The sequence below is a fragment of the Pseudomonas sp. NFX183 genome (genome assembly GCF_047943075.1).
Classification (GTDB): domain Bacteria; phylum Pseudomonadota; class Gammaproteobacteria; order Pseudomonadales; family Pseudomonadaceae; genus Aquipseudomonas.
In genome coordinates this window covers 3,526,186-3,552,268 of sequence record NZ_CP181333.1, presented here as the reverse complement: position 1 = coordinate 3,552,268, position 26,083 = coordinate 3,526,186, and the positions used below count along the sequence as shown (strand labels likewise).

General features: G+C 59.8%; 22 protein-coding genes and 1 tRNA gene. 12 read left to right on the top strand and 11 right to left on the bottom strand.

Features of this window, described 5'->3' with window-relative positions; genetic code table 11:
* Nucleotides 1-108 precede the first annotated feature (108 nt).
* From ACM530_RS16500 to ACM530_RS16470, 7 genes are all read left to right on the top strand, one after another.
* Nucleotides 109-1,617: a sigma-54-dependent transcriptional regulator gene (locus tag ACM530_RS16500; RefSeq protein ID WP_106578402.1), complete on the top strand. Its 1,509-nt coding sequence runs from the start codon at nucleotides 109-111 to the stop codon at nucleotides 1,615-1,617.
* 404 nt (nucleotides 1,618-2,021) lie between these two features.
* Nucleotides 2,022-2,405, top strand: coding sequence for a glycine cleavage system protein GcvH (gcvH, locus tag ACM530_RS16495; RefSeq protein ID WP_145165334.1), 384 nt, complete (start codon nucleotides 2,022-2,024; stop codon nucleotides 2,403-2,405).
* Nucleotides 2,406-2,415: 10 nt separating this feature from the next.
* On the top strand, nucleotides 2,416-5,256 hold the full coding sequence (gcvP, locus tag ACM530_RS16490; protein ID WP_416362691.1) for an aminomethyl-transferring glycine dehydrogenase: 2,841 nt from the start codon (nucleotides 2,416-2,418) through the stop codon (nucleotides 5,254-5,256).
* 174 nt (nucleotides 5,257-5,430) lie between these two features.
* Complete coding sequence (locus ACM530_RS16485) at nucleotides 5,431-6,807, top strand: L-serine ammonia-lyase (RefSeq protein WP_106578399.1); 1,377 nt, start codon at nucleotides 5,431-5,433, stop codon at nucleotides 6,805-6,807.
* 39 nt (nucleotides 6,808-6,846) lie between these two features.
* Nucleotides 6,847-7,971 carry a glycine cleavage system aminomethyltransferase GcvT gene (gene gcvT, locus ACM530_RS16480; protein ID WP_416362690.1) on the top strand — a complete coding sequence of 375 codons (1,125 nt, stop codon included), beginning with the start codon at nucleotides 6,847-6,849 and terminating at the stop codon, nucleotides 7,969-7,971.
* 389 nt (nucleotides 7,972-8,360) lie between these two features.
* Complete coding sequence (locus ACM530_RS16475) at nucleotides 8,361-8,573, top strand: cold-shock protein (RefSeq protein WP_003220045.1); 213 nt, start codon at nucleotides 8,361-8,363, stop codon at nucleotides 8,571-8,573.
* Between the two features lie 94 nt (nucleotides 8,574-8,667).
* On the top strand, nucleotides 8,668-9,156 hold the full coding sequence (locus ACM530_RS16470) for an RDD family protein (protein ID WP_145165341.1): 489 nt from the start codon (nucleotides 8,668-8,670) through the stop codon (nucleotides 9,154-9,156).
* Between the two features lie 132 nt (nucleotides 9,157-9,288).
* Here ACM530_RS16470 and nadA read toward each other — a convergent pair whose 3' ends face one another.
* The 3 genes from nadA to ACM530_RS16455 all read right to left on the bottom strand — a co-directional run bounded on the left by nadA (nucleotide 9,289) and on the right by ACM530_RS16455 (nucleotide 13,576).
* Nucleotides 9,289-10,347, bottom strand: a complete 1,059-nt coding sequence (nadA, locus tag ACM530_RS16465) for a quinolinate synthase NadA (protein ID WP_145165343.1) — start codon at nucleotides 10,345-10,347, stop codon at nucleotides 9,289-9,291.
* 235 nt (nucleotides 10,348-10,582) lie between these two features.
* Nucleotides 10,583-12,160 (bottom strand): lactate dehydrogenase, encoded by a 1,578-nt coding sequence (locus ACM530_RS16460; RefSeq protein ID WP_416362689.1) that lies wholly within the window; start codon nucleotides 12,158-12,160, stop codon nucleotides 10,583-10,585.
* Nucleotides 12,161-12,289: 129 nt separating this feature from the next.
* Nucleotides 12,290-13,576, bottom strand: a complete 1,287-nt coding sequence (locus ACM530_RS16455) for an OmpP1/FadL family transporter (RefSeq protein WP_262209760.1) — start codon at nucleotides 13,574-13,576, stop codon at nucleotides 12,290-12,292.
* 415 nt (nucleotides 13,577-13,991) lie between these two features.
* On the opposite strand from ACM530_RS16455, the gene ACM530_RS16450 reads away from it, so the two are divergent.
* The 5 genes from ACM530_RS16450 (at nucleotide 13,992) to pstB (ending at nucleotide 20,012) form a co-directional block, all read left to right on the top strand.
* Nucleotides 13,992-15,989 carry a PAS domain-containing protein gene (locus ACM530_RS16450; protein WP_262209762.1) on the top strand — a complete coding sequence of 666 codons (1,998 nt, stop codon included), beginning with the start codon at nucleotides 13,992-13,994 and terminating at the stop codon, nucleotides 15,987-15,989.
* Between the two features lie 307 nt (nucleotides 15,990-16,296).
* Nucleotides 16,297-17,313, top strand: a complete 1,017-nt coding sequence (gene pstS / locus ACM530_RS16445; RefSeq protein ID WP_242199977.1) for a phosphate ABC transporter substrate-binding protein PstS — start codon at nucleotides 16,297-16,299, stop codon at nucleotides 17,311-17,313.
* Between the two features lie 55 nt (nucleotides 17,314-17,368).
* Nucleotides 17,369-18,364: a phosphate ABC transporter permease subunit PstC gene (pstC, locus tag ACM530_RS16440; protein WP_145165462.1), complete on the top strand. Its 996-nt coding sequence runs from the start codon at nucleotides 17,369-17,371 to the stop codon at nucleotides 18,362-18,364.
* Nucleotides 18,361-19,233, top strand: coding sequence for a phosphate ABC transporter permease PstA (gene pstA, locus ACM530_RS16435; protein ID WP_416362688.1), 873 nt, complete (start codon nucleotides 18,361-18,363; stop codon nucleotides 19,231-19,233). Before pstC ends, pstA begins: the two co-directional genes overlap by 4 nt.
* The gene (pstB, locus tag ACM530_RS16430) at nucleotides 19,233-20,012 is read left to right on the top strand and encodes a phosphate ABC transporter ATP-binding protein PstB (RefSeq protein ID WP_416362687.1); all 780 of its coding nucleotides are present in this window, start codon (nucleotides 19,233-19,235) and stop codon (nucleotides 20,010-20,012) included. The genes pstA and pstB overlap by 1 nt, the downstream gene beginning before the upstream one ends.
* 207 nt (nucleotides 20,013-20,219) lie before the next feature.
* On the opposite strand, the gene ACM530_RS16425 is transcribed toward pstB, so the two are convergent.
* The 8 genes from ACM530_RS16425 to tolR form a co-directional block, all read right to left on the bottom strand.
* Nucleotides 20,220-20,295 (bottom strand) — tRNA-Lys (locus ACM530_RS16425).
* 63 nt (nucleotides 20,296-20,358) lie between these two features.
* The gene (gene queC, locus ACM530_RS16420; protein WP_416362686.1) at nucleotides 20,359-21,036 is read right to left on the bottom strand and encodes a 7-cyano-7-deazaguanine synthase QueC; all 678 of its coding nucleotides are present in this window, start codon (nucleotides 21,034-21,036) and stop codon (nucleotides 20,359-20,361) included.
* A gap of 1 nt (nucleotide 21,037) precedes the next feature.
* Nucleotides 21,038-21,685, bottom strand: coding sequence for a 7-carboxy-7-deazaguanine synthase QueE (queE, locus tag ACM530_RS16415; RefSeq protein WP_416362685.1), 648 nt, complete (start codon nucleotides 21,683-21,685; stop codon nucleotides 21,038-21,040).
* A 164-nt stretch (nucleotides 21,686-21,849) separates the two neighbouring features.
* Entirely contained in the window at nucleotides 21,850-22,683 is an 834-nt protein-coding gene (gene ybgF, locus ACM530_RS16410; RefSeq protein ID WP_119736970.1) for a tol-pal system protein YbgF, read from the bottom strand.
* Between the two features lie 6 nt (nucleotides 22,684-22,689).
* Nucleotides 22,690-23,190: a peptidoglycan-associated lipoprotein Pal gene (pal, locus tag ACM530_RS16405; protein ID WP_003209827.1), complete on the bottom strand. Its 501-nt coding sequence runs from the start codon at nucleotides 23,188-23,190 to the stop codon at nucleotides 22,690-22,692.
* 55 nt (nucleotides 23,191-23,245) lie between these two features.
* Nucleotides 23,246-24,526: a Tol-Pal system beta propeller repeat protein TolB gene (gene tolB / locus ACM530_RS16400; RefSeq protein ID WP_152745290.1), complete on the bottom strand. Its 1,281-nt coding sequence runs from the start codon at nucleotides 24,524-24,526 to the stop codon at nucleotides 23,246-23,248.
* Nucleotides 24,527-24,543: 17 nt separating this feature from the next.
* A complete protein-coding gene (gene tolA, locus ACM530_RS16395) occupies nucleotides 24,544-25,617 on the bottom strand; it encodes a cell envelope integrity protein TolA (RefSeq protein WP_056858573.1) in 1,074 nt (357 codons plus the stop codon).
* On the bottom strand, nucleotides 25,617-26,069 hold the full coding sequence (tolR, locus tag ACM530_RS16390) for a protein TolR (protein WP_161635741.1): 453 nt from the start codon (nucleotides 26,067-26,069) through the stop codon (nucleotides 25,617-25,619). The genes tolA and tolR overlap by 1 nt, the downstream gene beginning before the upstream one ends.
* Nucleotides 26,070-26,083: the final 14 nt, after the last annotated feature.

Genomic DNA, 26,083 nt, shown 5'->3' with positions numbered 1-26,083 from the left:
ATCGACTGACAGGTCGCCATCGCAGGCAAGCCAGCTCCCACATTTTGATCTGCATCCGCTCCAAGGCATACTTGCCGCCTCACGCTCCCCAGAATCGTTAACCGCCCCATGCGTATCCACGTCAGCTTCATCGACCGCGTCGGCATTACCCAGGAAGTCCTGGCCCTGCTCGGTGGGCGCAATCTCAACCTGGATGCGGTGGAGATGGTGCCGCCCAACGTCTACATCGACGCGCCGACGCTGAGCGCCGAGGTGCTCGAAGAACTGCGCGACGCGCTGTTCAGCGTGCACGGCGTACAGGCGGTCACGGTGGTGGACATCCTCCCCGGCCAACGCCGCCACCTGCAACTCGACGCCCTGCTGGCCGCCATGACCGACCCGGTGCTGGCGCTGGACAGTGCCGGCAAGATCCTGCTGGCCAACCCGGCGCTGATCGCCCTGTACGGCCGCGAGCCGGCGGGGGAAAGCATCAGCGAGCTGTTCAACGATGCGGCGCTGCTGGAGACCTTGCTGGAACACGGCTTTCGCCTGCCGCTGCGCGAAATCAGCGTCAACGGCCAGACCTTTTTGCTGGACGCCACGCCGATCACCGACGCCGGCGCCCTGCTGACGCTGTACCAGCCCAACCGCATCGGCGAACAACTGTCGGCGCTGCACCATGACCATGCCGAAGGTTTTGATGCGTTGTTGGGCGAATCACCGGTGATCCGCACCCTCAAGGCGCGTGCGCAGCGCGTCGCCGCACTCGATGCGCCGCTGTTGATCCAAGGCGAAACCGGCACCGGCAAAGAGCTGGTCGCGCGGGCCTGCCACGCCATCAGCGCGCGTCACAGTGCGCCGTTTTTGGCCTTGAACTGCGCGGCGCTGCCGGAAAACCTCGCCGAGAGTGAACTGTTCGGCTACGCCCCCGGCGCCTTTACCGGCGCGCAGCGCGGCGGTAAGCCGGGGCTGATGGAACTGGCCAACCAAGGCACGGTTTTTCTGGATGAAATCGGCGAGATGTCACCGTATTTGCAGGCCAAGCTGCTGCGTTTTCTCAACGACGGCAGCTTCCGGCGCGTTGGCGGCGACCGCGAAGTAAAGGTCAATGTGCGCATCCTCAGCGCCACCCACCGCGACCTGGAAAAGATGGTCAGCGAAGGCACCTTTCGTGAAGACCTGTTCTACCGCCTCAATGTGCTCAACGTCGAAGTGCCGCCGTTGCGCGAGCGCGGTCAGGACATCTTGCTGCTCGCCCGCTACTTCATGCAGCAGGCCTGCGCGCAGATCCAGCGCCCGGTGTGCCGCCTGGCGCCTGGCACCTATCCGGCGCTGTTGGGCAACCGCTGGCCGGGCAACGTGCGGCAGCTGCAAAACGTGATCTTCCGCGCTGCCGCGATTTGCGAGAGCAGTTTGGTGGACATCGGCGACCTGGACATCGCCGGCACTTCGGTAGCGCGCCAGAGCGACGGTGAAGTCGACAGCCTGGAACAGGCAGTGGAAGACTTCGAGCGCAGCCTGCTGGAAAAGCTCTACGCCAGTTACCCCTCGACCCGCCAACTGGCCAGCCGCCTGCAGACTTCGCACACCGCGATTGCCCATCGCCTGCGCAAGTACGGCATCCCAAACAAACCCTGACTGAATAAACGCGGTTCAAATGTGGGAGCTGGCTTGCCTGCGATAGCATCGCCTCGGTTCAACTGACAGACCGAGTTGCCTGCATCGCAGGCAAGCCAGCTCCCACAGGGATTGCACTCCAAATCTGGTCTGGATGCGACACTCGCTGTACTGAAAGCGCTACAGCGTAACGATATCGCTACAACCCTGTTTTTTGCGCGCCATGCAAGGCTTTGATCCACATAGGCTTTTTTTCAACGGTCCAGCTGTAGCGAAATCGCTACAGGCAAATCTTTCCACTTCCTCGCTGATTTTATTAACCCGTTGATTTATAACAAATTAATAACATTGGCCGCGATATTGCTAAGTAACTCCTCATTATTCCAATCCCGTCCACCAGACGAATCTGGCCCTGAGGAGTTTCCATGAGCGAGTTGCGTTTCACTGAAGATCACGAATGGCTGCGCGCCGAAGCCGATGGCAGCGTCACCGTGGGCATCACCGCTTTCGCGCAAAACGCGCTGGGTGATGTGGTTTTCGTGCAACTGCCGGAGTTGCAGGCCTACGCCAAGGGCGCAGAAGCCTCCACCGTTGAGTCGGTCAAGGCAGCGAGCGGCGTGTACATGCCGCTGGACGGCGAAGTCCTCGACGTAAACGACAAACTCAGCGACAGCCCGGAACTGGTCAACGAAGACCCGATGGGCGAAGGCTGGTTCTTCCGCTTCAAACCCGCCGATGCCGATGCAGTGGCTAAGCTGTTGGATCAGGATGCGTACGACCGCCTGATCAAAGCCAACGCCCAAGCCTGAGGAGCGCGCCATGACGATCAATCTCAGCACCGCCAACGAATTCATCGCCCGTCATATCGGCCCACGCCAGGAAGACGAGCAGCAAATGCTCGCGAAGCTGGGCTTTGACTCGCTCGAAGCCCTGAGCGCCAGCGTGATCCCGGAAAGCATCAAGGGCACCAGCGTGCTCGGCCTGGAAGACGGCCTGAGCGAAGCCCAGGCCCTGGCCAAGATCAAGGCCATCGCCAGCCAGAACCAACTGTTCAAGACCTACATCGGCCAGGGCTACTACAACTGCCACACGCCGTCACCGATTCTGCGCAACCTGCTGGAAAACCCGGCCTGGTACACCGCCTACACGCCGTATCAGCCCGAGATTTCCCAAGGCCGTCTCGAAGCGCTGCTGAACTTCCAGACCCTGATCAGCGACCTCACCGGCCTGCCGATCGCCAACGCGTCGTTGCTCGACGAAGCCACCGCCGCCGCCGAAGCCATGACCTTCTGCAAGCGCCTGAGCAAGAACAAAAGCAGCCACGCCTTCTTCGCCTCGATCCACAGCCACCCGCAAACCCTCGACGTGCTGCGCACCCGTGCCGAGCCGCTGGGTATCGACGTGGTGGTGGGCGACGAGCGTGAACTGACCGACGTCAGCGCATTCTTCGGCGCCCTGCTGCAATACCCGGCCAGCAATGGTGACGTGTTTGATTACCGCGAACTGACCGAGCGTTTCCACGCCGCCAATGCCTTGGTCGCGGTCGCCGCCGACCTGCTGGCCCTGACCTTGCTGACCCCGCCGGGCGAGTTCGGCGCCGACGTGGCCATCGGCAGTGCACAACGCTTCGGCGTGCCGCTGGGCTTTGGTGGCCCGCACGCGGCGTATTTCTCCACCAAGGACGCGTTCAAGCGCGACATGCCGGGCCGTCTGGTCGGTGTGTCCGTCGACCGTTTCGGCAAGCCGGCCCTGCGCCTGGCCATGCAGACCCGCGAGCAACACATCCGCCGCGAGAAGGCCACCAGCAACATCTGCACCGCCCAAGTGCTGCTGGCCAACATCGCCAGCATGTACGCCGTGTACCACGGCCCCAAAGGCCTGACCCAGATCGCCAACCGCATTCATCACCTGACCGCGATTCTCGCCAAAGGCCTGAGCGCGCTGGGCCTGAAGGTTGAGCAAACACACTTCTTCGACACCCTGACCCTGAACACCGGCGCCAACACCGCGGCCCTGCACGACAAGGCGCGCGCCCAGCGCATCAACCTGCGTGTGGTGGATGCTGAGCGTCTGGGCCTGTCGGTCGACGAAACCACCACCCAGGCGGATATCGAAGCCTTGTGGTCGATTTTCGCGGACGGCAAAGCCCTGCCGGAATTCGACGCCAACGTCCAAGGCACCCTGCCGGCCGCCCTGCTGCGCCAATCGCCGATCCTCAGCCACCCGGTGTTCAACCGCTACCACTCCGAAACCGAGCTGATGCGCTACCTGCGCAAGCTGGCCGACAAGGACCTGGCGCTGGACCGCACCATGATCCCGCTGGGCTCGTGCACCATGAAGCTCAACGCCGCCAGCGAAATGATCCCGGTGACTTGGGCCGAGTTCGGTGCCCTGCATCCATTCGCTCCGGCCGAGCAAAGCGCTGGCTACCTGCAACTGACGTCCGAGCTGGAAGCCATGCTCTGCGCGGCCACCGGTTACGATGCCATCTCGCTGCAGCCGAACGCCGGTTCCCAAGGTGAATACGCTGGCCTCTTGGCCATTCGTGCCTATCACCAGAGCCGTGGCGAAGAGCGCCGCGACATCTGCCTGATCCCGTCGTCGGCCCACGGTACCAACCCCGCGACCGCCAACATGGCCGGTATGCGCGTGGTCGTGACCGCCTGCGATGCACGCGGCAACGTCGACATTGAAGACCTGCGCGCCAAGGCCATCGAGCACCGCGAGCACCTCGCGGCGCTGATGATCACCTACCCGTCCACCCACGGCGTGTTCGAAGAAGGCATCCGCGAAATCTGCGGCATCATTCACGACAACGGCGGCCAGGTGTACATCGACGGCGCCAACATGAACGCTATGGTGGGCCTGTGCGCACCGGGCAAGTTCGGCGGCGACGTGTCCCACCTGAACCTGCACAAAACCTTCTGCATCCCGCACGGCGGTGGCGGCCCGGGCGTTGGCCCGATTGGCGTCAAATCGCACCTGACCCCGTTCCTGCCTGGCCACGCGGCCATGGAACGCAAGGAAGGCGCGGTGTGCGCGGCGCCGTTCGGCAGCGCGAGCATCCTGCCGATCACCTGGATGTACATCAGCATGATGGGCGGCGCGGGCCTCAAGCGTGCTTCGCAGCTGGCGATCCTGAATGCCAACTACATTTCCCGTCGTCTCGAAGAGCACTACCCGGTGCTCTACACCGGCAGCAATGGCCTGGTGGCGCACGAGTGCATCCTGGACCTGCGCCCATTGAAAGACAGCAGCGGCATCAGCGTGGACGACGTGGCCAAGCGCCTGATCGATTTTGGTTTCCATGCGCCGACCATGTCGTTCCCGGTGGCCGGCACCTTGATGATCGAGCCGACCGAAAGTGAATCCAAGGAAGAACTGGACCGCTTCTGTGACGCGATGATTGCCATCCGCGAAGAAATCCGCGCGGTGGAAAACGGCACGCTGGACAAGGACGACAACCCGCTGAAAAACGCGCCGCACACGGCCGCTGAAATCGTCGGCGAATGGACCCACCCGTACAGCCGTGAACAAGCGGTGTACCCGGTTGCGTCGTTGATCGAAGGCAAGTACTGGCCGCCGGTTGGCCGGGTCGACAACGTGTTTGGCGACCGCAACCTGGTGTGTGCGTGCCCGTCGATTGAGAGCTACGCGTAACCCTGACTAACGGAACGGGGTCAAGTGTGGGAGCTGGCTTGCCTGCGATGGCATCACCTGGGTCTACCTGATAGACCCAGGTGTCTGCATCGCAGGCAAGCCAGCTCCCACATGGATCTCTTCCACAGTCAGGCCGAGTACATCCAGAAAATAATAAGAAACCGGAGAACAACCATGTCCCTTAGCGTGTTCGACCTGTTCAAGATTGGCATCGGCCCCTCCAGTTCCCACACCGTTGGCCCGATGCGCGCCGCCGCCCGCTTTGTCGAAGGCCTCAAGCGCGACAACCTGTTGAGCGCCACCACCGGCATCAAGGTGGAACTCTATGGCTCCCTCGGCGCCACCGGCAAAGGCCATGGCAGCGACAAGGCCGTGTTGCTGGGCCTGGAAGGCGAACACCCGGACACCGTGAACACTGAAACCGTGGCTGCACGCTTGGCGCAAATGCGCAGCGACGGCCGCTTGAACCTGCTCGGCGAACACAGCATTGCGTTCAACGAGAAAGAACACCTGGCGATGATTCGCAAACCGCTGGCCTACCATCCCAACGGCATGATTTTCCGTGCCTTCGACGCCGCCGGCATCCAGATCCGCAGCCGCGAGTACTACTCGGTCGGTGGCGGGTTTGTGGTGGACGAAGACGCGGCCGGCGCCGACCGGATTGTCGAAGACACCACGCCGCTGACCTTCCCTTTCAAGCACGCCAAGGACTTGCTTGGGCATTGCGCCACCTATGGGCTGTCGATCAGCCAGGTGATGCTGACCAATGAAAGTGCCTGGCGCCCTGAAGCGGAAACCCGCGCTGGCTTGCTGAACATCTGGCAGGTCATGCAGGACTGCGTGGATGCGGGTTGTCGCAATGAAGGCATCTTGCCCGGCGGCTTGAAGGTCAAGCGCCGCGCGGCCGCGTTGCATCGCCAGCTGTGCAAGAACCCCGAGTCGGCGCTGCGCGACCCGTTGTCGGTGCTCGACTGGGTCAACCTGTACGCGCTGGCGGTCAACGAAGAAAACGCCAACGGCGGCCGCGTGGTCACGGCGCCCACCAACGGCGCGGCCGGGATTGTGCCGGCGGTTTTGCATTACTACATGCGCTTTATCCCCGGCGCCAATGAAGACGGCGTGGTGCGCTTTTTGCTCACCGCCGCCGCCATCGGGATTTTGTACAAGGAAAACGCCTCGATCTCGGGCGCCGAAGTCGGCTGCCAGGGCGAGGTCGGCGTGGCCTGTTCGATGGCAGCCGGCGCACTGTGTGAAGTGCTGGGCGGCAGCGTGTCCCAAGTGGAGAACGCCGCCGAGATCGGCATGGAACACAACCTCGGCCTGACTTGCGACCCGATTGGCGGGTTGGTGCAGGTGCCGTGCATCGAGCGCAATGCGATGGGCTCGGTCAAGGCGATCAATGCGGTGCGCATGGCCTTGCGCGGTGACGGGCAGCATTTCGTCTCGCTGGATAAAGTCATCCGCACCATGCGCCAGACCGGCGCCGACATGAAAAGCAAATACAAGGAAACCGCCCGTGGCGGTTTGGCGGTCAACATTATCGAGTGCTGACGCCTAACGGCGCGTCCGCACGTTTTTCAGGAGCTGAATATGCCCACCCAAACCCTGTTGAAAACCCCACTGCATGCGCTGCACCTTGAGCTGGGCGCGCGCATGGTGCCCTTCGCCGGCTACGACATGCCGGTGCAATACCCATTGGGCGTGATGAAGGAACACCTGCACACCCGTGAACAGGCCGGGTTGTTTGACGTGTCGCACATGGGCCAGATCCGCCTGACCGGCGCGAACGCTGCCAAGGCCCTGGAAACCCTGGTACCGGTCGACATCATCGACCTGCCGGTGGGCATGCAGCGCTACGCGATGTTCACCAACGATCAAGGCGGCATTCTCGACGACCTGATGGTGGCCAACCTGGGTAACGACGAACTGTTCCTGGTGGTCAACGCCGCCTGCAAGGAACAGGACCTGGCGCACCTGCGCACACACATTGGCGAGCAGTGCACGATCGAGCCGCTGTTTGAAGAACGCGCCCTGCTGGCCCTGCAAGGCCCGGCGGCGGTGAAGGTGCTGGCGCGCCTGGCGCCGGAAGTGACCAAGATGACGTTCATGCAGTTCGCCACCCTGCGCCTGCTGGGTGTGGACTGCTATGTCAGCCGCTCCGGCTACACCGGCGAAGACGGGTTTGAAATCTCCGTGCCCGCCGCCAACGCCGAGAGCCTGGCGCGCAGCCTGCTGGCCGAGGCCGAAGTGCAGGCCATCGGCCTGGGCGCCCGTGACTCGCTGCGCCTGGAAGCCGGCCTGTGCCTCTACGGCCACGACATGAACACCGACACCACGCCGATTGAGGCCAGCCTGTTGTGGGCTATCTCCAAGGCTCGCCGTGCCGATGGCGCGCGTGCCGGTGGCTTCCCCGGCGCCGAACGGATTTTCACCCAGCAACAAGCCGGTGTGAGCCGCAAGCGTGTCGGCCTGCTGCCACAGGAACGTACCCCGGTGCGTGAAGGTGCAGAGATCGTCGATGCGCAGGGCACCGTGATCGGCAGCGTGTGCAGCGGCGGCTTTGGCCCGACGTTGGGCGGCCCGCTTGCCATGGGTTACCTGGACAGCGCATTCATCGCTCTGGACACCGAAGTGTCTGCGTTGGTACGTGGGAAAAAGGTGCCATTACGTGTAAGTAAAATGCCATTTGTGCCACAACGTTACTTCCGTGGCTGATTGACTGTTCCTATAAGTAACGCGGTTGCGTTAACGTGCACTAAACTGTAACGCAACCGCCATAAAACAGTGCACTGACGATAGTCAATGTAATAGCCAACAACCTATAACAAGTGATCAACTCTATCGAATAAGTGGGATCCACATTAATCATCAAACAGTCATGAAGCCGAGCAAACGCTGGGCTTTTGGCGGGGCTTGTTTTTTCTCTATTAGTTGGCGTAGAGTCTGCCCACTGTGTTTGCATGGGTCGCTTTGAACCTGGACCTGGGCAGTAGCCAAAGTTTGCTACAACCCGTTCGACGTCTCTTACTTTCCTGCAACTCAGCCCAGTACTCTTTCATGTGAAAGGGGCTGTCATTAATTTTTTGCGTCAAGGAAATAAGAAAATGGCTGATCGTCAGAGCGGTACCGTCAAGTGGTTTAACGACGAGAAAGGGTTTGGTTTTATCACTCCAGAAAGCGGTCCGGATCTGTTCGTGCACTTCCGCGCTATTCAGGGCAACGGCTTCAAGAGCCTCAAAGAAGGCCAGAAAGTGACGTTCATCGCCGTGCAAGGCCAGAAAGGCATGCAGGCTGACGAAGTACAAGCAGAAGGCTGATCCTTGCTGCGACAAAAAGCCCCTGATGGTGACATCAGGGGCTTTTTTATATGCGTTTGCTCGTAAAATGGCTTTTTTCTCTAGAGAGACTGCCATGTCCAAACCCCTGCTGAGCCCCCAAGGCGAGTTTCCCGCCGTTGGCCTGGGCCGTCGCCTGGCAGCGATGTTTTATGACTTTCTCCTGTGCACTGCCTTGCTGATCGTCACAGCGTTCATCTACAAGCTGGTGTGGATGGCCTTTATCGGCGAGGCGAAGATGCGCGCGCTCACCGAGTCTGGCGCACTGGACGGTGACCCGTTGCTGTCGACGATTCTGTTCTTTGTGTTATTTGGTTTTTTCGCCAAGTTCTGGACCTATTCCGGCCAGACCCTGGGCATGCAGGTGTGGGGCGTGCGCGTGCAGAACGCCGACGGCTCGCGGATCAGCCTATGGCAGGCGCTGTTGCGGTTTGTGGTGTCGATTGCGTCGTGGTTGTGCGTAGGGCTGGGGTTTATCTGGTCGCTGTTTGATAAGCAAAAACGCAGCTGGCATGACATCTATTCGGATACGCAGCTGGTGCGTGTCCCGAAGCAGAAGAAGTAATTCCAAACGACACAAAACAACTGTGGGAGCTGGCTTGCCTGCGATGCAGGCACCTCGTTCTATCAGGTAGACCAGGGTGATGCTATCGCAGGCAAGCCAGCTCCCACATTTTTAACCGTGTTTACAATTAAATTAAGCGTTGCCGGCAAGCTTGAGGCGCGCCGCCTGGGTGAAGTCGAGCATGCGCTTGAGCGGCCGCACCGCCTGCGGAATCACCGACGGCTCGACGAAGATCTCGTTGCTGCCCTCACGCAGGCACTGCAGCGTGCGCTCCAGTGTATTCATCGCCATCCACGGGCAATGCGCGCAACTGCGGCAGGCCGCGCCGTTGCCGGCAGTCGGTGCCTCGATGAAGACCTTGTCCGGGCACAGCTGCTGCATCTTGTAGAAAATGCCGCGGTCGGTGGCGACGATAAACGTCTTGTTCGGCAGGCGCTGGGCCGCTGCGATCAATTGGCTGGTGGAACCCACGGCGTCCGCCAGTTCGATCACCGACGTCGGCGACTCCGGATGCACCAGAATCGCAGCATCCGGGTACAACGCCTTCATGTCCTCGAGCTGCTTGGACTTGAACTCCTCATGGACGATGCACGCGCCATCCCACAGCAACATGTCTGCGCCGGTCTGGCGCTGAATGTAGGTGCCCAGGTGCTTGTCCGGCCCCCAGATAATCGTCTCGCCGTTGTCCATCAGGCTTTCGACGATTTCCAGTGCGCAGCTTGAGGTAACGACCCAATCGGCCCGCGCCTTGACCGCCGCCGACGTGTTGGCATACACCACCACCGTGCGCTCGGGATGCTGATCGCAGAACGCCGAAAATTCCTCCACCGGGCAGCCAAGGTCCAGGGAGCAGGTGGCTTCCAGGGTGGGCATGAGGATGCGTTTTTCGGGTGTAAGGATTTTGGCGGTCTCGCCCATGAAACGCACACCGGCGACCAGTACGGTCTTGGCCGGGTGGGCAGCGCCGAAGCGCGCCATTTCCAGGGAGTCGGAGACACAGCCGCCGGTTTCTTCGGCCAGGGCCTGAATCACCGGGTCGCAATAGAAGTGGGCGACCAGCACCGCGTCCTGAGCCTTGAGCTCGGCGGCGATGGCGGCACGCAGGCTCGCCTCTTCTTCGGCGCTCAGCGCCTTGGGCTGCTTGGCGTCGAGGTGGGCTTGGACCAGTAGGCGTTCGGAAATTTGCGTCATGTTCGCAAGACCTGCAGGCGCAGTAAGCGCGAAAGTCGAGTGTACCACCGGCTCTGGAGCCCTTCGGGCGCCGCCGGACGAAGTGATTGTGTTCATCAAGCACGGGTGAAGCTGCGCAAGGCTACAGAATATCGAATGGATTCAAAAGCCTAATCTGGCCTGCACAGGCACGCTCATCGGGCAAAAAAACGGGAAGGCGCATCACTGGGCCTTCCCGCTTTGATCACGCCGAACGTCAGCGCATCAGTACATCCGGATCGTTCTGCAACAGGATCGAGTCATGCATGTTGGCCAAGGCATCCTTCAAGGTTGACTGCTCCAGGGCATCCTTGGACTTTTTGCTCTGCTGGGCGGCGTGCTCAAGCAGCGCCAGGTAGTCGCGCCTGGTTGAGGCTTCCTTCGGCACCACGCTGTCTTGCACCCGGTTGCCCATCACGTACTTCTGCGTGTGGGTGTTCTGGGAAGCCGATTGGGTAACGGACGCATTTGTCAGTCGGCCATCTTTATAGGCGAAGTTTGCGGTGCTGCTGGCCTTGTCCTGCACTTGCACATACAGGTAATTCTGCGATTCGCGAGAGCCGTCAAAAACCGGCGGTTTGCCACCGTCGAGGCCTTTATGGAAGCTGGCCGACAGCAGCGATTGCTGGTTCTGGGTGACGCTGCGGTCGCCCGCGCTGCGGCCATTGACCTGGGTCTTCTGCGACACGCTGTAGGAAAAGCCCCCAACTTCCGACCGACGCATCGAATTGGGCGCGCCCGCCGCCTGCTTGATCGAGGCCTTGAAGTCAGCCAGGCCCGTCAGCAAGCCTTTGTCGGTCGGGTTATTCGTCAGCGGGTTTGCAGTGCCAGCCCCGGGCGGATAGTTGCTGTTCATGGCGCTGAACGCGTCCTTGAACATGGCCATCAGGTCCACGTTGGCACTGCCGCGCCGCTCGACGCGGTCGAACTGCGCTAGGTAGGTTTGCAGCGCCTTGGCCTGCTGCTTGGCATTGCCGAGGATCGCCGCGTTTCTCAGGTCCACCGTGAGGTCAATCTGACCCGCCGGGCCACTCATGCGCGTGGTACGACTCTCGCTGTCGGCATGAAAGGCCAGGGTAATGTCCTCACCGTTCGAGTCCTTCACTTTGGCATTGAGGTCCACCGACGACAGCAGCTTGGCGTCGAACTGAGTCAGCCTGCTCAAGTCGAGTTTCGGCGGCACGGCGGTCAGCCCGTCGACCGAGGCCTGGAATGCGCTGCCCAACTGGCCGACGGCCTTGAGTTCATCGGCGGTCAACTCCCCGCCTTCTACGGTGGCCTGCACGCCCAGACCATCTTTCTGGTTGGACAGGCTGAACGTGACGGTCTTGGCGCTGGCAGTCTTGATGCTGAGGCTGACCTGGTTGTCGGCCTTGCTGTGCAGCAGCGTCTGGTCCGCCTTGATTGCATCGGTGTCGCCTGCGCGGTCAGCGGTGGTGTTGAGCAGCGACTGGGAAATAGCGGCACCGCCACCTTTGGTGAATTGGTCCACTAACGCAGCGCCCAGGCCACTGTAGCGGCTGGCCGTAGTGACCGAGTGGAAGTTGGCGTTGATGACCCAGGTGATCGAATCATCGCTGTTGTTTTCCCAGGTCCGCACGCTTTCCTGGCCGGGCAACAAACCGTTTCGAGAGTAAGTATCGACGACATCGGCTGCCGGATTGCCAAGGCTGACCACTGAAGAAGGCCGCGTTGGTGAGACATCGAGGGTGTTCGCCGAGGTGGCCGGCGGCGTGCTGGTCGCAGCCCGAACAATGAGGGGATTGGTCGCTATAACAGGCGTTAGCGTGGTCATGACAGTCCGTGTCTTAAAAGCTGAGTAGCGTTCAATCTAACCAAGACGCGCCGGGATTAATAGCACTGAGACCTAAATGGAAGGCAAAGAGCCATGCCAAAAAACTGGCTCTTTGCGGTATGGCGCACGTCAGAAGCGGTAAGTCACCGAACCCCCGAAACCATTGGCGCTGTTTTCATATTTGGCGTCGTAGGTCAGCGCCAACTGAGGGTTGTTGTCGCGAATCTTGATCGGCTCTTCCTTCAGGTAGGAATAGGCCACGTCAAAGGTCAGGTTATCCACCGGCGTCCAGCCGGCACCCAGGCTGAACACGGTACGGTCGCCCGTAGGAATCCGTACGGAACGGTCGGTGTTGTTGGTCGGCGTCTGGTCCACCGAGAAGCCGGTGCGCAGCACCAGTTGTTTGTTGAGCTGATACGACAGGCCGATCGCATGGGACCACGTGTCGTGCCAGTGCTCCTGCTCGGTGATGGAACCCAGGCCTGCCAGCTCAGCCGTCAGTTCGGACACGCCGGAATTGTTCACCGTGATCTTCTTCAGCTGGCTCCAGCGGGTGTAGGTGCTGCCCACGTAAAGGGTCAAGGCATCGGTCAGCTGGTGAGTAACGGAAAGGTCCACGGAAGACGGCGTGGTGACATTCAGCTTGGCGTCGTACTTCTGTGCCCCGCCGTCCAACAGGTCGGAGAGCACGCCCGAGGCGTCGGTATGACCACTCAAGTGATACACCACTTGCGAATGGTAGGTGAGGCCGACGCGGGTACTGTCCAGCGCCTGCACCAGGATACCGGCGTTAAAGCCCATCGCGGTGTCGTCGCCCTTGATCTTGGCCGTTTCCGTACCCAGCCCGAACGCCGGTACCTTGGAGTCAAGCTCGCCGCTGATTTTGTTGAAGGTCGGGCCGAAACCTACCGACACCTTGTCGTTGAACGCGTAGCTGACGGTCGGCTGCACGGTGAGGACTTCAATCTTGCTCTTATTCCCAAAACCATTGCCCTGGAAGCTGTGCTCATAGTCGGTCACCAGGCCAAACGGTGCGTAGATGCCCAGGCCAAACGCCCAGTGTTCATCGATCGGCGTAACCAGGTAACCCATCGGCACGGCAATGCCGGGGACCATGTCGCCCTTGTTGGTGCCAGGGTTATCGACGCCGCCCTGGCTGGAGCTGGCGTCCTTGATATTGGTTTTGGCATCCAGGTAGGTCGCCCCGATGCTGACTTCATTGTGCTTGAGGCGCGACATGCCGGCCGGGTTGCCGAACACCGTGCTGGCGTCGTCGGCCGAGGAAGAACGCCCGGCGTAGCCTGTGCCCATTGAACTGATGCTTTGTTCATTGAGGGCGAAGCCACCGGCGAGCAGCTGTGTAGAGGCAAGCGAAACGCAAAGCGCCAAAGCGCTTTTAAGAGTTTTGTTATTCATTATTAGGACTCGAATTATTGGTCAGCGCCGGGAAAACTACCAACGTTCGAGCCGAGCGTTTATGAAGAGTTTTTCATGCACACGATTGTCGGACATTTCTAGAGTTTTCAAAGACTTTGCCCGTTTTTCGGCGTCTTTTTATGACCTTTTAACCTGATCGTGACCGCCTGGTTTTACCTGCCCGTAATGTCAGGGCAGCCCGCCCTTGTAAGCTCAACCCAATCCAACGTGGGCGCTGGTTGCCTGCGATTGCATCGACCGTGTCTGGCCAACGTGTCGCGAGTATCCACCGCCTAAACGTCAACACCAATGCTTTGCCAGCGCAAAGTCAGCACCGTACGGGAGGAAGTCGCTGGTGAGATAGGTATCGTAATGACATGATACGGCCCATTTACTCCCACTCGGCCAAACTCAAATGAATACCACTGTCGGGATCGGCTCAGAGCCAAGCGAGCTGGCCGCCACCGGCTTGGGCAGAAGCGAAGCGTTCACCGAGCGCGTTCTGGCCAGCATCAACGATTGCATCAAGGTTCTGGACCTCGACGCCCGCCTCACCTTCATGAGCGAAGGCGGCATGAAAATCATGGAAGTCAGTGACTTCAACGCGATTCGCGGCTGCCCCTGGCCCGACTTCTGGCAGGACAAGGGAAACGCGGATGCCAAGGCTGCCGTACAGGCCGCCAAAAACGGTGAAAGCGCAAGTTTCATCGGCCCCGCCGAGACGCTGGCCGGCAACCTGAAATGGTGGCATGTGCAGGTCAGCCCGATCCTCGACCGTGACGGCCGGCCGGAACAAATCCTCTGTGTCTCGCGTGATATCACTGCCCTGCGTGAAGCCGAAGAGTCCCTGCGCACACTCAACGAATCCCTTGAGCAAAGGGTGATGGAGCGCACCCGCGATCGCGATCGCATCTGGCGCCTGTCGCCGGACCTGATGCTGGTCGCCCAGCTCGACGGCGTTATCTCCGCGGTGAACCCGGCCTGGACACGCATGCTCGGCCACACCGAACACGACTTGGTGGGCAGTCAGCTGCTGGACTTGGTGCACCCGGAAGACCTCGCGGTCTCCTCCTCGGCGGTCAGCCGCCTGGGGGACGGCAAGAATTTTCCGAATTTCAAGAACCGCTACCGCCACCAGGACGGCAGCTACCGCATGATCGCCTGGACCGCCGTACCCGACAGCGACTACATCCACGCGGTGGGCCGGGATATCCAGGCCGAAGAAGAAGCCAAGGAAGCCCTGCGTCTGTCGGAAGACGCCCTGCGTCAGTCGCAGAAGCTTGAAGCAATCGGCCAACTCACCGGTGGCGTCGCACACGATTTCAATAACCTGCTGACGGTGATCAAGTCTTGCGCTGACTTGCTCAAGACGCCTTCTTTGAGCGAAGTGCGGCGCATCAAGTACGTGGAAGCCATCGCCAGCACCGTGGACCGCGCCGCGCGCCTGACCGCCCAACTGCTGACCTTCGCGCGCCGCCAGGCGCTGCGTCCGGAGGTTTTCAACGTCGGCGACAGCGTATTGCGCGTGGGCGAAATGATGGACAGCCTGACCGGCTCACGCGTCAAGGTCACCATCGAGGTGCCGCAGGAACCCTGCTTTATCAACGCCGATGAAAGCCAATTCGACACTGCCCTGGTGAATATGGTGGTCAATGCCCGGGATGCCATGGCCGGCAACGGCCAATTGGCGATCAGGGTGGCAACCGCTACGTGGCTGCCTTCAGTGCGTGCCCACCCGGTGCGAGTCGCCGAGTACGTGACGATTGAGTTGAGCGACACCGGATCGGGCATTGCTCCGGAGAAGCTCGACGCGATCTTCGAACCCTTCTACACCACCAAGGCCATTGGCCAGGGCACCGGGCTGGGCTTGTCGCAGGTGTATGGCTTTGCCAAGCAGTCGGGCGGTGAAATCCTGGTGCGAAGCGAGTGCGGCAAAGGCAGCCAGTTTATGTTGTACCTGCCCAAGGTCGAAGCCGGTTTGATGCCCGTCATCCAGGACAGTCACGACGTACCCATCGCCTCTGACCTGTGCGTGCTGATGGTTGAGGACAATCCCGACGTCGGCCTCTACACCTCGCAGACCCTGGAACAGATGGGTTTCAAAGTGCTTTGGGTCGCGGACGCCAACAGCGCGCTCGAGGCCCTTGCGCCGAACCCGGAAAGCTTCCAGGTGGTGTTCTCCGACATTTCCATGCCGGGCATGAGCGGACTGGAATTGCTCGATGCGCTCGAAGCCCTCTACCCGTGGCTGCCGGTGGTGCTCACCACGGGTTACAACGACGAATTCGCACGTATCGCCAAGGAAGAGGCCCAGCGCTTTGTGCTGTTGCAAAAGCCCTACTCCACCGAAGCATTGGCCGTGCTCTTGCAAAAAGTCGTCAAGAGTCGCCTGAACCTCACCGCACAAAGCTAAGCCTGAGACGGGGCCGCACCGGCCCCGTCTCTAAACACTTCGATTAAGCAGTTCCTCTGCAACAATCAAAAACCATCCCGCACCCCGGCACTGCAACCAAAACCCGCAAAACCAACCCTTAACCCGTGCCCACACCCCGACATTGAAGCTGGACGAGGGCAAGTCCGCGTTCACCGACGCAAACATTTCTAAATGTTTCTTCATAAAGCCAAACCGTCATTAAACAGACATATCTCAGGAATTAAATCGTCACGTCTTAGACAGGTGGACCTATCCCACTTAACCCTTCCCTTGAGGTGTTGTCGTGATGTTGCCGACTAAAAAAAGTCTGTCTGTTCTGTTCGCCGCCCTGTGCCTGAGCGGCGTGGCCCACGCCACTGACGTTACCGGTGCCGGTTCCAGCTTCGTCTACCCGGTGCTGTCGAAGTGGTCGCAGGACTACAGCAAGAACTCCAACAACCGCATCAACTACCAGTCGATCGGCTCCGGCGGCGGTATTGCCCAAATCAAGGCCGCCACCGTGGACTTCGGCGCCTCCGACGCCCCGCTGTCCGCCGACGAGCTCAAGGCCGGCGGCCTGGGCCAGTTTCCCAGCGTGATCGGCGGCATCGTGCCGGTGATGAACGTGGAAGGTATTGCGCCGGGCCAGTTGAAGCTCGACGGCGACGTACTGGCGAAGATCTTCCTTGGTGACATCAAGGCCTGGAACGACCCGGCCATCGCCGCGCTCAACCCGGGCTTGAACCTGCCGGTGGCAAACATCACCGTGGTGCACCGCTCCGACGGCTCGGGCACCTCGTACAACTTCACCAACTACCTGGCCAAAGTCAGTGACAGCTGGAAAACCAAGATCGGTTTCGGCACCACTGTGCCGTGGCCGGTCGGTGTGGGCGGCAAAGGCAACGAAGGCGTTTCGGCCTACGTGAAGCAGATCAAGAACTCTATTGGCTTTGTGGAATACGCCTACGCCCTGCAGAACAAGATGACCTACACCCAGTTGAAGAATGCGTCGGGCAAATTCGTCAAACCTGACGCCAAAGCGTTCCAGGCAGCCGCGGACACCGCCGACTGGGCCAACGCCAAGGACTTCAACCTGATCATGACCAACGCCCCAGGCGAAGGCGCGTGGCCGATCACGGCGACCACCTGGATCATCATGTACAAGCAGCCCAAGAATGCCGAGCAAAGCCAGGCGGCGTTCAGCTTCTTCAAATGGTCGCTGGAAAAAGGCCAGCAACAGGCAGCAGCGCTGGACTATGTAGCCCTGCCCGACTCCCTGGTGTCGCGCATCGAAGGTTACTGGAAGTCTGACTTCGCCAACTGATTCGCCCTACAACCGCCTTGCTCATTGATTGAGGAAGGCGGTGAGCACATCTGATATGAACGACACCGTCCACCCGCTGGTTATGAGTACTCACGCAGGCGACACCGCGGGCGACCGTCGTGCCACCCGCGATCAACGCCACGATTTGTGGTTCAAACGCTCGATGTTCGGCGCCGCCATGCTGGTGTTGGTGCTGCTGGGTGCCATTGCCGCCTCGACCCTGTGGGGCGGCGGCCTGGCGTTCAAGACCTTTGGTTGGAGCTTTATCACCAGCACCGAATGGGATGCGGTGAACAACCACTTTGGTGCCGTGGTGCCGATTTACGGCACCTTGGTCACCTCGTTTCTGGCCTTGCTGATTGCGGTGCCGGTGAGCTTTGGCATTGCGATTTTTCTTACCGAAGTCGCACCGCCGTGGCTGAAGATGCCGGTCGCGTCGGCGATTGAACTGCTCGCCGGTATCCCCTCGATCATCTACGGCATGTGGGGCCTGTTCGTGTTCGGGCCGTTCATGGCCGAACACCTCTCGCCCTTGATCAATGACTACCTGGGCGCCCTGCCCTTTGTTGGCTCGCTGTTCCAGGGCCCGCCGTTGGGAATTGGCATGCTCACTGCCGGCATCGTGCTGGCGGTGATGATCATGCCGTTTATCACCTCGGTGATGCATGAGGTGTTTCGCAGTGTGCCCACGCCGTTGAAAGAATCGGCCTACGCGCTTGGCAGCACTACCTGGGAGGTGGTGTGGGACATCGTCTTGCCCTACACCCGCTCGGCCGTCGTAGGCGGGATCTTTCTCGGCTTGGGCCGCGCCCTTGGCGAGACCATGGCCGTGACCTTTGTATTGGGTAACGCGCAACAGTTTTCCGCGTCCCTGCTGATGCCCAGCAGCTCGATCGCTTCCGTCATCGCCAACGAATTCAGCGAGGCCTACACCGACCTGCATCGCTCCGCGCTGATCGCCTTGGGCTTCTTGCTGTTTATCGTGACATTCGTGGTGCTGGCACTGGCACGCCTGATGCTGATGCGCTTGTCGCGTAAGGAAGGGTTATGAACACTCACGAACGCCTGTACCGCCAGCGCGCGCTTAAAAACGCTGTGGCCATGTTCTTCAGTTGCGGCGCCACCGCCTTTGGCTTGCTGTGGCTGGCGTGGATTCTGCTGACCACCCTGATCAATGGGTTCCAGGCTCTGAACCTGCGCCTGTTTACCCAAATGACCCCGCCACCCGGCACCGAAGGCGGGCTGGCCAATGCGTTTTACGGCAGCGCGCTGATGTCCGGCATCGCGCTGTTGATCGGCACGCCCATCGGGCTGATGGCGGGAACCTGGCTGGCGGAGTTCGCCCGCCACTCGCGCCTGGGCACCACGGTGCGGTTTATCAACGACATCCTGCTGTCGGCGCCATCGATTGTGCTGGGCCTGTTTATCTACACCGGCGTCATCCTGCCGCTGAACCTGCTGACTAACCATCAGGTCGGGTTTTCCGCCATCGCCGGTGCCCTGGCCCTGGCTCTGCTGGTGATCCCGGTAGTGGTGCGCACCACCGATGAAATGCTCCAGCTGCAACCTTCGACCATGCGCGAGGCAGCCTTGGCATTGGGTGTACCGCAATGGAAGTTGACGCTGCAGATTGTGTTGAGAGCGGCCAAGGCCGGCGTCGTCACCGGCATCCTGCTCGCTCTGGCACGGATCACTGGGGAAACCGCGCCTTTGCTGTTCACCGCCTTCGGCAATCAGTTCTGGAGCAGCAACCTGCTCAAGCCGATTGCCAGCGTACCCGTGGTTATTTTCCAGTACGCCATGAGCCCGTTCGATGACTGGCACGCGCTCGCCTGGGCGGGCGCACTGGTGCTGACGCTGTTCGTGCTGGTGCTGAGCCTGACATCCCGCCTGATTCTTTTACGCAATAGGTCTCACTGATGGACGCTACCGGCATTACTCACGAAAAAACCAAAATCCAGGTGCGCGGGTTGGAGTTTTTCTACAACAACCAGCGCTCGCTGAACGCCATCGACATTGATATCCCGGAAAAACGCATCACCGCCATCATCGGCCCCTCGGGCTGTGGCAAATCCACCTTGCTGCGCGTGTTCAACCGCATCTACTCGATGTACCCCAAGCAGGAAGCCCGTGGCGAAGTGCTGCTCAATGGCGAGAACATCCTCGCTCCCGGCTACTCGATGAACCGCCTGCGCAGCCACGTGGGGATGGTGTTCCAAAAGCCGGTGCCGTTTCCGATGTCGATCTACGACAACATCGCCTATGCCGTGCGCCACCACGAAAAACTTTCCCGCCGCGAAATGAACGATCGCGTCGAACAAGCCCTGCGCGGCGGCGCCCTATGGGATGAGGTCAAAGACAAACTCAACCAGAGCGCACAGAGCCTCTCCGGTGGTCAGCAACAGCGACTGTGCATCGCTCGCACCATCGCGCTGCGCCCGCAAGTGTTGCTGCTGGACGAGCCGACCTCAGCGCTCGACCCCATTTCCACCGGGCGCATCGAGCAATTGATTACGGAGTTGAAGACGCAGTACACGGTGATCATCGTGACCCACAACATGCAGCAGGCCGCACGGGTGTCGGACAACACCGCGTTCATGTTCATGGGGGAATTGATTGAGTACGGCAAGACCGACCAGATCTTTACCACGCCGAAGATGAAGCAGACTGAGGACTACATTACCGGGCGGTTTGGGTAACCGCTCGGCGTGGCAAAGCATTGGGGCTTGGTGGCGGGCTCAGTCCGAGCGGGCTGAGTTTACGTATTGTTCGATGCACAGGTCGCGATAAGTCTGTACGCCAAGGACGCGCAGGAGCCTGGCGTCGCAAGGCCCAAATCACAGGCAAAAAAAAACCCGGAAATCCTCACTTGCGTGGGCCTTCCGGATTTTCTAAACCGCCAAAAATGGTGGGTCGTGTGGGATTCGAACCTACGACCAATTGGTTAAAAGCCAACTGCTCTACCAACTGAGCTAACGACCCGCTGTGTGGTGGCGCGTATAATACTGATTTCTAAGGATTATTCAACACCTTATTTTAAATAAATCAGAAATAACGCGTGGGGTCAGTAATTCCGGCCGCTTGGAAGCCTTCTGCGCGCAGTCGGCAGGCGTCGCATTTCCCACATGCACGGCCGTCATCGTCTGCCTGATAGCAGGAAACAGTCAGCGTGTAATCGACGCCAAGTCCTACACCAGTCTTCACAATGTCCGCCTTGGTCATGTTCTGCAGCGGCGCCTGAATACGGAAGCCCTGCCCTTCTACGCCGGCCTTGGTGGCCAGGTTGGCCATGCGCTCGAACGACTCGACGTACGCTGGCCGGCAGTCCGGATAGCCGTTGTAGTCCAGCGCGTTGACGCCGATGAAGATGTCGCGAGCATTCAATACTTCAGCCCACCCAAGGGCCAGGGACAGAAATACGGTGTTGCGCGCTGGCACGTAGGTCAGCGGAATGCCTTCACTGGGCGCCTCGGGCACGTCAATGCTGCTGTCGGTGAGCGCGGACCCGCCGATGCCATTGAGGTTGAGGCCGATCACCTTGTGCTCAACCACGCCCATGTCACGGGCCACGCGCGCGGCGGCGTTCAGCTCGGCGCGGTGGCGCTGGCCGTAGTCGAAGCTCAGGGTGTAGCAGCTGAAGCCTTGGGCGCGAACCATGGCCACCAGGGTGGCGGAGTCCAGACCGCCGGAAAGCAGGATAACTGCACGCTTGTGATCAGCCATATCAGCGCCCCGGCTCGTCATTCCACAGGTATTTGTGCAGCTGCAACTGCAGGCGCACCGGCAGGTTGTCCGCCACCACCCAGTCAGCCAGGTCGCGAGCGTTCAGGTCGTGATGGCTGGGAGAGAACAGCACCTCGCCTGCACGACGGTCCAGCCCGTACTGGATCAGCTTGGAAGCCGCCCAGTCATAATCGTCGCGGGAACAGATCACGAACTTGACCTGATCGTTGGCGGTCAGCAGGTCCATGTTGGCGTACAGGTTGCGGTGCGCTTCTTTGGAGCCAGGGGTCTTGAGGTCGACCACACGGCTGACGCGCGGATCCACGGCCGAGATGTCCAGGGCGCCGCTGGTTTCGAGTGAAACCTCGTAACCGGCGTCACACAGCCGCTTGAGCAGTGGGATGGCATTGGGCTGGGCCAGGGGTTCGCCGCCCGTCACACAGACGTAGCGCGGCTTGAAGCCGGCAACCTGCTCGAGGATGTCGTCCAGGGTGCGCACGGTGCCGCCGCTGAAGGCGTAGGCGCTGTCACAATATTGGCAACGCAAGGGGCAGCCGGTCAGCCGTACAAATACAGTAGGCAGGCCAGCAGTGCGCGTTTCACCCTGTAACGAGTAAAAAACTTCGGTAATACGTAATGTGTCTTGCATAGTCGCCACGGGCGTAACAGCTAAACAGGCTGTCCGCCTCCGTCAGGCACTTCAAGGAATTGCGCAAACGCGTAAACCCCAGGAAGCGTGTTTCATAAAAGGGCGTGGATTCTAACGAAAAAACCCGCGCCAGGCGCGGGTTTCTTCTAAACGGGAAGCATCGCTTACAAACGCTGCAGGTCCCGCTGGGCCAACTGGGCAGCGGAGGTACCCGGATACTGGGCAACCACCTGCTGCAGAATGCCTTTGACCTTGTCGGTGTGACCCAGGCGGCGTTCTACGTCAGCGAGTTTGTACAGCGAATCAGGCACCTTGGCGTGCTTTGGGTAAAGCTGGCTGACCTTGGCAAAAGCCTGGCCTGCACCTTGCAAATCACCCTTGGCCAAGTTGACCTCGCCCAACCAGTACTGGGCATTGCCCGCGTATTGGCTGTTCGGGTATTTGCGCAGGAATGCGGTAAAGGCCTGGCTGGCCTTATCGAAATCCTTGGCTTTGATCAGGTCGAAGGCTGCATCGTAATACAGCTTTTCCTTCGCCGGATCACCCGGTTCACTGCTGGCAGCAGGGGCTTGGCTTGCCGCCGCGGCCCCTGCTGCTGCACCACCGGCGGCGCTTGGTGCGCCACCGGCAGAAGAATTATCAGGAGTGGCGGCAGGTGTAACGCCGGCTCCAATGCGTCGGTCAAGATCCTGGTAACGCTCCAGGCCTTCTTGCTTGAGCTGGTTCACTTGATTCTGCAGAACTTCAATCGTGCCTTGTTGCTGCGACAATTGATCCTGCATGCGTTGCAGCTGGTTGAACAGTTCGCCCTGTGCCGAGGGAGCGGACGTAGCCGCTCCCCCAGCATAGGCGCCGTTCGTGCCATAACCCGCTGGCGGATAACTGCTCCCGCTATTGTTATAGCCAGAGTTGCTATCTTCCACAGGAACCGCAGCCCACACCGCAAGCGGTGCGAGGCTGAGAGCCAATACAGTTAGAGCACGACGGCACGTTCGCATGACGAATTACTTACGCAGTTCGACGCGACGGTTTTGAGCCCAGGACTGCTCGTCGTGGCCAGTAGCAACTGGACGCTCTTTACCGTAGGAAACCAGTTCCAGTTGGCCTGGAGCAACACCTTGCAGTACCAGGTAGCGCTGAACGGCTTTCGCACGACGCTCGCCCAGTGCCATGTTGTACTCACGAGTACCACGTTCGTCAGTGTTACCTTCCAGAACAACGCGAGCGCCGTTAGCTTTCAGGTCCTTCGCGTGAACGTCCAGAGCGCGCATGGCTTCTGGCTTCAGGTCCGAACTGTCGTATTCGAAGTAGAAAGTGGTGATAGCGCGCAGAGCAGCTTCTTCGCTCAGGGAGCCGTCAACTGCACCAGTGTTAGCGCCGTAACCAGCGTTTGGATCAACAGCTGCGCCTTCACCGGCATTGTCGCCGCCTTTAGACGAGCAACCAACGGCTACGGACAGAGCCAGAGCCAGAGCAGCAAACTTACCAAACTTCAGCATTTCCATCGTGAAACTCCTAATGAACCCCAGTGTGTTAAGTACTTCTTTTTGTAGCGCCGCGTCAGTTCAGGTAAGGGGACCAGGACGGTTCTCTGACTTCGCCTTGAGCGGTAGGAAGCGGGAGCCTTACGCGTCCATTAATGGACACGAGCATCAAGACTCCCCGGCCCTGCTGGCGGGTGGCGTAGATTACCATGGTGCCGTTGGGCGCAACAGTAGCTGACTCATCAAGGTTGGTATCTGTGAGGATTTTTACGGTTCCGCGCTGCAAATCCTGGGCCGCAACCCGGAAATTAGTGAAACCATCCTGACGGTGAATCATCACCAACGTCTTTTCATCAGCCGAAAGCTTAGGGTTGGCATTGTAGTTACCAATAAAGGTCACGCGTTCTGCGCCACCGCCACCTACGCTTGTTTTGTAGATTTGAGGCTTGCCGCCACGGTCGGAGGTGAAGTAGATGGTCGAACCATCCTTACCCCAGAACGGTTCGGTGTTGATGCCCGGGCCGCTGGTAACACGGCTGATCTGGCGCGAAGCCATGTTCATCACGTAGATATCAGGGTTGCCGTCTTTGGACAGTACGAACGCCAGGCGCGAACCATCCGGCGACCAGGCTGGCGCACCGTTGAGGCCTTCGAAGTTGGTGATCTGCTCGCGACGACCGGTATCGATGTGCTGAACGAAGATGCGTGGACGACGCTGCTCGAACGATACGTAGGCAATACGCTTGCCGTCCGGCGCAAAGCGCGGCGACAGGATTGGCTCACGCGATTGCAGCAAGGTCACAGCGCGTGCACCGTCGTAGTCCGAACGCTGCAACGTGTAACGAGTGTTGTCTACAGAGAAACGCTCAGCCGTTACATACAGCAGACGCGTCGAGAAAGCACCTTTGATACCGGTGAGCTTTTCAAACGACTGGTCGGAGATGTAGTGCGCCATGTCCCGCAGTTGTTCGGCGGTGCCCGAAACGCTGCCGGTCAAGACCTGCTGCTCGGTGGCCACGTTGAACAACGTGTACTGGATCTGCAGGCGACCGCCGGCCGGCGTGATGTTGCCGACCATCAGGTACTGGGCGCCCACTGCCTTCCAGTCACGGAACACAACTTCGCTGGCCTGGTTAGGCTGGCTGATCATGTTGCCTTTCGGAATCGGCGCGTAGTAACCGGAGTTGCGCAGGTCGTCACTGACGATCTGGGCCATGTCGTCCGGCAGCACGCTGCCGCCCTGCCAGCCGAACGGTACTACGGCAATCGGGGTGGCCCGATCGCTACCGCTGGTAACCAGAATGTTCTTTTCATCCGCCGCCGCTATCCCTGCCATACAGCAAATAACGACAAGCATTCCTCGAAGAAGGTTTCTCACAAGGCTAGATCCTCAGGTGTGAATGTCATCTTGAATGAACGATAGGGAGCGAAGTCGCTTGGTTTCATTCCCTGCATCTCGGTCAACCGGCCAATGTTCTTGACCGCGGCAACCGCCGAACTGTCGAACGAACCGTCACCACTGGACTTGGCCACGCTGACCGAAGTCACCGTACCGTCCGGCAACATGCCGATCTGCAGCACTACTGTCATGCCTTTGCGTGCTGAAGGTGGACGTGTCCAGCCTTCCGCTGCTCGTGCCCGAATCAGGTCGTCGAAACTGCCCGCGACTTCATCACCACGTTCATCGGCCAAGGCTTGCTGACGCTGCGGCGTGTCGGAAAGCAAATCTGCCAAGGCCTGGGCCTTTTTCTCTTCGGCGGATTTACGTGCTGCTTCCTGGGCCTTTTTCTTGCTGGCGTCGGCGGCAGCTTTCTTCTTCGCGTCGTCGGCGACTTTCTTCTTCGCCTCGTCTGCTTCAGCTTTTTTCTTGGCGTCTTCGGCGGCTTTCTTCTTCGCGTCTTCGACTATCTTTTTCTTGGCTTCTTCAGCGGCCTTTTTCTTGGCCTCTTCTTCAGCAGCTTTTTTGGCTTCTTCTTCAGACTTCTTCTTAGCTATATCAGCCAATTGTTTCTCTTCGGCTTTTTTAGCTTCGGCAGCTTTGTCGGCTTTCTTGGCTTCATCAGCCTTTTTCGCCTCGTCAGCTTTCTTGGCTTCGTCAGCCTTTTTCGATTCCTCGGCCTTTTGAGCCGCCTCTTCTTTCTTTTGTTCCGCAGCAGCCTTCACCGCTTCCTGCTCGACCTTCTTCTGTTCCATCTGTTCGACTTCAGTCTGGCGCGCAGCCGACTTCTGGGCCTCACCCGCAATCTTCTGATTGGTCTGGGTGGTGGCCTGACTTTTCGATTTCAGCTGATACAGGGTCGCCTGCACGATCGGCTTGGCTGGCGGCAGGTCAGGGGTCATGGCAAAGCTGACGAACAGCATGCCAAACACCAGGACGTGCAGGGCAATTGCCCAGACGCTAGGCCAGAAGTAGCTTTCCGAGGCGGACGGCTCTCGCTGTTGCTGCATCAGGGCGCCTCGGTAATCAAGCCAACGTTACCCACGCCGGCCTTCTGCAGCCCACCCATGGCGCCCATGACGGAACCATAGTCGACCACTTTATCGCCGCGAATGAACACCTGGGTGTGCTTGCCGCCTTCGTTGCCGGCCCGGATGATCTTGGTCACGGCATCGGTCATCTGCGGCAAGGTCATGGCCTTGTCCTGCTGTTTCTGGGTATCGACTTCGCTGCCAAGGTTCCAGTAATAGGTCTTGTCAGCCTTGATCGAAATGGTCAGGACCTGAGTGTTGTTGTCTTGCGGCAAGGCTTCGCTGGAAACCTTGGGCAGATCAACCTTCACGCCCTGATTGAGCATCGGCGCGGTCACCATGAAGATGACCAGCAGCACCAACATCACGTCGATGTAAGGCACTACGTTCATCTCGGCGACCGGCTTGCGCTTTTTGCGAGCTCGAGCGATTAAAGCCATTGGGA

Excerpts from the sequence above, each read along its gene's own strand:
- ACM530_RS16500 (WP_106578402.1), top strand. The coding sequence starts at position 109 with ATGCGTATCCACGTCAGCTTCATCGACCGCGTCGGCATTACCCAGGAA.
- gcvH (WP_145165334.1), top strand. The coding sequence starts at position 2,022 with ATGAGCGAGTTGCGTTTCACTGAAGATCACGAATGGCTGCGCGCCGAA.
- gcvP (WP_416362691.1), top strand. The coding sequence starts at position 2,416 with ATGACGATCAATCTCAGCACCGCCAACGAATTCATCGCCCGTCATATC.
- ACM530_RS16485 (WP_106578399.1), top strand. The coding sequence starts at position 5,431 with ATGTCCCTTAGCGTGTTCGACCTGTTCAAGATTGGCATCGGCCCCTCC.
- gcvT (WP_416362690.1), top strand. The coding sequence starts at position 6,847 with ATGCCCACCCAAACCCTGTTGAAAACCCCACTGCATGCGCTGCACCTT.
- ACM530_RS16475 (WP_003220045.1), top strand. The coding sequence starts at position 8,361 with ATGGCTGATCGTCAGAGCGGTACCGTCAAGTGGTTTAACGACGAGAAA.
- ACM530_RS16470 (WP_145165341.1), top strand. The coding sequence starts at position 8,668 with ATGTCCAAACCCCTGCTGAGCCCCCAAGGCGAGTTTCCCGCCGTTGGC.
- nadA (WP_145165343.1), bottom strand. The coding sequence starts at position 10,347 with ATGACGCAAATTTCCGAACGCCTACTGGTCCAAGCCCACCTCGACGCC.
- ACM530_RS16460 (WP_416362689.1), bottom strand. The coding sequence starts at position 12,160 with ATGACCACGCTAACGCCTGTTATAGCGACCAATCCCCTCATTGTTCGG.
- ACM530_RS16455 (WP_262209760.1), bottom strand. The coding sequence starts at position 13,576 with ATGAATAACAAAACTCTTAAAAGCGCTTTGGCGCTTTGCGTTTCGCTT.
- ACM530_RS16450 (WP_262209762.1), top strand. The coding sequence starts at position 13,992 with ATGAATACCACTGTCGGGATCGGCTCAGAGCCAAGCGAGCTGGCCGCC.
- pstS (WP_242199977.1), top strand. The coding sequence starts at position 16,297 with ATGTTGCCGACTAAAAAAAGTCTGTCTGTTCTGTTCGCCGCCCTGTGC.
- pstC (WP_145165462.1), top strand. The coding sequence starts at position 17,369 with ATGAACGACACCGTCCACCCGCTGGTTATGAGTACTCACGCAGGCGAC.
- pstA (WP_416362688.1), top strand. The coding sequence starts at position 18,361 with ATGAACACTCACGAACGCCTGTACCGCCAGCGCGCGCTTAAAAACGCT.
- pstB (WP_416362687.1), top strand. The coding sequence starts at position 19,233 with ATGGACGCTACCGGCATTACTCACGAAAAAACCAAAATCCAGGTGCGC.
- queC (WP_416362686.1), bottom strand. The coding sequence starts at position 21,036 with ATGGCTGATCACAAGCGTGCAGTTATCCTGCTTTCCGGCGGTCTGGAC.
- queE (WP_416362685.1), bottom strand. The coding sequence starts at position 21,685 with ATGCAAGACACATTACGTATTACCGAAGTTTTTTACTCGTTACAGGGT.
- ybgF (WP_119736970.1), bottom strand. The coding sequence starts at position 22,683 with ATGCGAACGTGCCGTCGTGCTCTAACTGTATTGGCTCTCAGCCTCGCA.
- pal (WP_003209827.1), bottom strand. The coding sequence starts at position 23,190 with ATGGAAATGCTGAAGTTTGGTAAGTTTGCTGCTCTGGCTCTGGCTCTG.
- tolB (WP_152745290.1), bottom strand. The coding sequence starts at position 24,526 with ATGCTTGTCGTTATTTGCTGTATGGCAGGGATAGCGGCGGCGGATGAA.
- tolA (WP_056858573.1), bottom strand. The coding sequence starts at position 25,617 with ATGCAGCAACAGCGAGAGCCGTCCGCCTCGGAAAGCTACTTCTGGCCT.